Source organism: Mesorhizobium sp. P5_C1 (assembly GCF_054049815.1).
This window is the reverse complement of record NZ_JBFULQ010000561.1, coordinates 1-3,439: the sequence shown is the minus strand read 5'-3', so window position 1 is coordinate 3,439 and position 3,439 is coordinate 1. Positions and strand designations below refer to the sequence as shown.

Genomic DNA, 3,439 nt, shown 5'->3' with positions numbered 1-3,439 from the left:
GAGACACTGCGAGCCAGAGGGGACGAGAACGTTTTCGCGATCGGAGATTGCGCGAACTGCGTCCTGCCAGGCGACGGCAATGCCCTGCCGCCACGAGCCCAGACAGCGCACCAGCAGGCAGATCATTTGGTGAAAGTCGTTTCAGCGCGCCTTGCGGGGCGGGCTGCGCCGGCATTCCACTACCGTGACTACGGCTCCMTCGTTTCGCTCGCCGATTACGGTTCGTTCGGTAGCCTGATTGGCGGGCTGAGGATCGAAGGTCTGCTCGCCCGGCTGATGTATCGCTCTCTCCACAAGCTGCATCTCCAGGCGGTGCATGGCCTTGTGAAGACCGCCCTCGACTCGATTAGCGAGATGTTTGCGAGGCGCACCCGGCCTCGCATCAAGCTCCATTGAACACGTGCAGGTGGCGACTGGAAAAGTATGGTGGTCGTGATCCCGGCCTTCTCGTCGGATACCAGGAACACGATGTCATACTGTAACGAATTGAGGACGAGCCACGAACAGAATGCGAACCCAACTTGCCTCGATGCATCTTGGGCATCGAAACGATGCAAGGAAAGCATGACCCCGCCCGACGAGCTCCAATGATAGGGTGCACGCAATCCATGAAAGYGCAGAAATGGCCGACGACGACCAGGCAATGACATTTGAACAGTCCGTCCAGGCTGCCATAGAACTTGATGCATCCCTGAACGAGCGGCTGGCGGTGATTGCCGCCGCGGTGCGCCGCCTGGACGCGAATTTCGCCGATGCGGTGGATCGCTTGGTGGAGCGCCTGGAGAAACAAGGGGCAGGCGCAGTGGCGCCGATGCCAGGCGATATCATGCCGGCGTTCCTGCTTCCTGACGACGATGGCAAGCTGGTCAGTCTGGCCGACGTGCTGCAAAGGGGGCCAGCGGTGATCACCTTTCAGCGCGGGCATTGGTGCCCCTATTGCCGTTTGAACGCGATTGGCATCGTCGAAGCCCAGCCTGAGATTGCCACCCTGGGCGGCCAGATCGTGGTGATCATGCCCGAGCGGCGCAAATTCGCGAAGGCGATGAAGACTGCCGTCGGCGCGACGTTTCCCTTCCTGACCGACATGGACAATGGCTACGCCCTGTCTCTCAATCTTGCGATCTGGGTCGGGGCGGAGATGGAGCGGCTGATGGGGCTAGGCCTCGATCTCCCCAACTATCAGGGCAACAGCAGCTGGTTCCTGCCAATCCCTGCAACCTTCATCATTGGAACCGACGGGATCATCACCGATCGCTTCGTCGATCCCGACTACCGTCGGCGGATGGACATCGACGATCTGATCGCGGCGCTCAGGCGGGCTCGCTGACGCCAAAAGATGACCAGTCGGTCGACCGCAACAGGTTGAGCAGCGTCGTGGCCACGGGTGAGCGATGTCGGCCGGCAACCGCGTAAACGGCGACGACCCGGGAGATATCGACGTCTCGCAGCTTGAGCCTGCGGATATTCGGCGTCCGTGGTGCCGTCACGGAGACAAAGCCCACCCCGGCGTTGGCCTCCAGCAATGCCAGCAGGTCGTGGTCGGTCTCGACTTCATGCGCGGTGCGAGGCGTCAGGCCTTTCGCGGAAAGGCAGCGGGACAGTTCCTCGCTGGTTTCCCAATCGATCCGGCTGAGCACAGGTTCCGCCGCCAGTTGGCTCAGCGCGACATCGGCCTCGTTGCGGCGGGCAAGTGGGTGATCGGAGTTCACGACGAGCTCTATGCCCTCCTGGAAGAGCGGCCAGGTGTCGAGCCGATCCCAGGCCTGYCCCAACGGACCGGCAACGGCTAGCTCAACCTCACCGTTCTTGAGAGCCTCAACGACAGCGCTCGGCGAGCCCCGGTTGATCTTGAGATGGACTCCGGGATAGGCGCGAAAAAGCTCCGTAAACGGCGATACCAGCAGCGCAATGTTGACGCTGTTGGAAATGGTGACGTTAAGAGGCGCCACGTCGCTGCTTTGCACAGCCTTGGCGAGTGATTTTGCGGAAGTGGCAGCGTCGTAGCACTGTTGCAACAGAGGCAGCATACGCCTGCCGAGTTCGGTCAGGTGAGAGTGCTGGCGCTCGCGCCGAAGGAGTTCACCCCCCAACTCCTCCTCGAGCGTCTTGATCGCTCGTGTCAGCGCAGGTTGGGTAACGTTGCACTCTTCGGCTGCTCTAGTGAAATTAAGCGTGCTGGACAGGGCTAGGAAATAGCGGACTTGCTGCATCTCCATGAATCTTCGCCCCCTCAGCGAAATGATCTATCAGCGACTGCGCATGTTTGCAGGCTAGCGCATTGCAGCCGTTCCGGCAAAGTGTGGCAACGTCGCTAGGCGGGACGCTATGCAGTATGGCTTAGTCAATGTTTGCTTTGGGCCGGATCAAGTCGATGATCGCGATCGTCCTCGTCTCCCACATCCAGCCTTTGGCCTAACAGATCCGATTGGGCACAAGCGCAGTTCCATGAAAAAGGATCACTTCAAGCGGCGCCTCAGATTTTTTCGGCACCAATGCCTTGACCTCGCAGGCATGGATGCCTGCACGTCCGTCAGTGCGTTTCGTGGTAGGGGCTCAATTTCACATAGCGATACATGGACGGCGCGGCTTCGCCATTCACCTTTTGGAACGCAGATTTCGACGGCAACCCGCCGATCCTTAGTGCGGATAGGCAAACAGAAATCGCTTCATCTAGTATGCGTTCCCCTTCCTAATTATAGAAATGGAGAGTACGGTTTAAGAAGCCATCCGGGGGGGTGAAATGCGCTTCAGGCAACTGATTGCAGCTCTTGTTCTAGTACTTTCCCACCCTTTTGGCGTACTGGCCGATGAGTTTACCGCCGTAGCGCACCCGAGCTTCGCAGCCGTAGAGCCGCGGCTGGTTTATGGGCTGATCACCTACGATTTTGCGTTTACTGGAAAGGACGGCGCTGCAAGAAGTCAATCGGCTTCGGCGTTCCTGCAATCGTTGATAAAGTCGAGGTTCCAAAACAAGTCGGGAAACTACATCGTAAGTCTCGATGTGGCGATTGGCGACAAGATCATTGCCACCGAACCGATCATGTCGGCAACGTGGGAAGAGAGCAAATTCCTCTTCGTCACGACATCCGAGAAGTCGAACATCGTCATCAACAGGAACGGTATCCTCATCRACGACATCGTCGTGGATTCTGAGACAAATACAATCTCGTTCTCGATGAAGGTCAGATATAGTTCCAATACGTCGGTGGACATGTCGTTGCTGACCGAGCTGTCGCAACTGTCTAGAACCGCCTCTCTGGCCGGTTTGTCGCCTGGTGTTCAGGCGGTTTCGGATGCCTATGCTCCGTTCGCGACCATCCTCAGCAAGCTCCTGAGCAAATACACCGACGTCTCGATCGTCGACAACACAACGGGCGCGTTCACGTTGCTGGATGACGGATTTCCCAATCAGCTGCGGTATAACGGGACCAACTTCAAG

The 3,439-nt window shown here is 58.3% G+C and carries 3 protein-coding genes and 1 pseudogene; 3 read left to right on the top strand and 1 reads right to left on the bottom strand.

The features are described 5' to 3' along the window. Both ACXJ7R_RS27870 and ACXJ7R_RS27865 read left to right on the top strand, forming a co-directional pair. A pseudogene (locus tag ACXJ7R_RS27870) lies at positions 1–396 on the top strand (NAD(P)/FAD-dependent oxidoreductase); the annotation flags it as partial. Positions 397–622: 226 nt separating this feature from the next. Further along, complete coding sequence (locus ACXJ7R_RS27865) at positions 623–1,327, top strand: peroxiredoxin-like family protein (RefSeq protein ID WP_457154633.1); 705 nt, start codon at positions 623–625, stop codon at positions 1,325–1,327. On the opposite strand, the gene ACXJ7R_RS27860 is transcribed toward ACXJ7R_RS27865, so the two are convergent. After that, positions 1,311–2,216 (bottom strand): LysR substrate-binding domain-containing protein, encoded by a 906-nt coding sequence (locus ACXJ7R_RS27860; RefSeq protein ID WP_457154632.1) that lies wholly within the window; start codon positions 2,214–2,216, stop codon positions 1,311–1,313. The genes ACXJ7R_RS27865 and ACXJ7R_RS27860 overlap by 17 nt on opposite strands. A 524-nt stretch (positions 2,217–2,740) precedes the next feature. Between ACXJ7R_RS27860 and ACXJ7R_RS27855 the strand changes: the two genes are divergently transcribed. Beyond that, on the top strand, positions 2,741–3,439 hold a 699-nt coding region (locus ACXJ7R_RS27855), incomplete at its 3' end, for a hypothetical protein (RefSeq protein WP_457154631.1).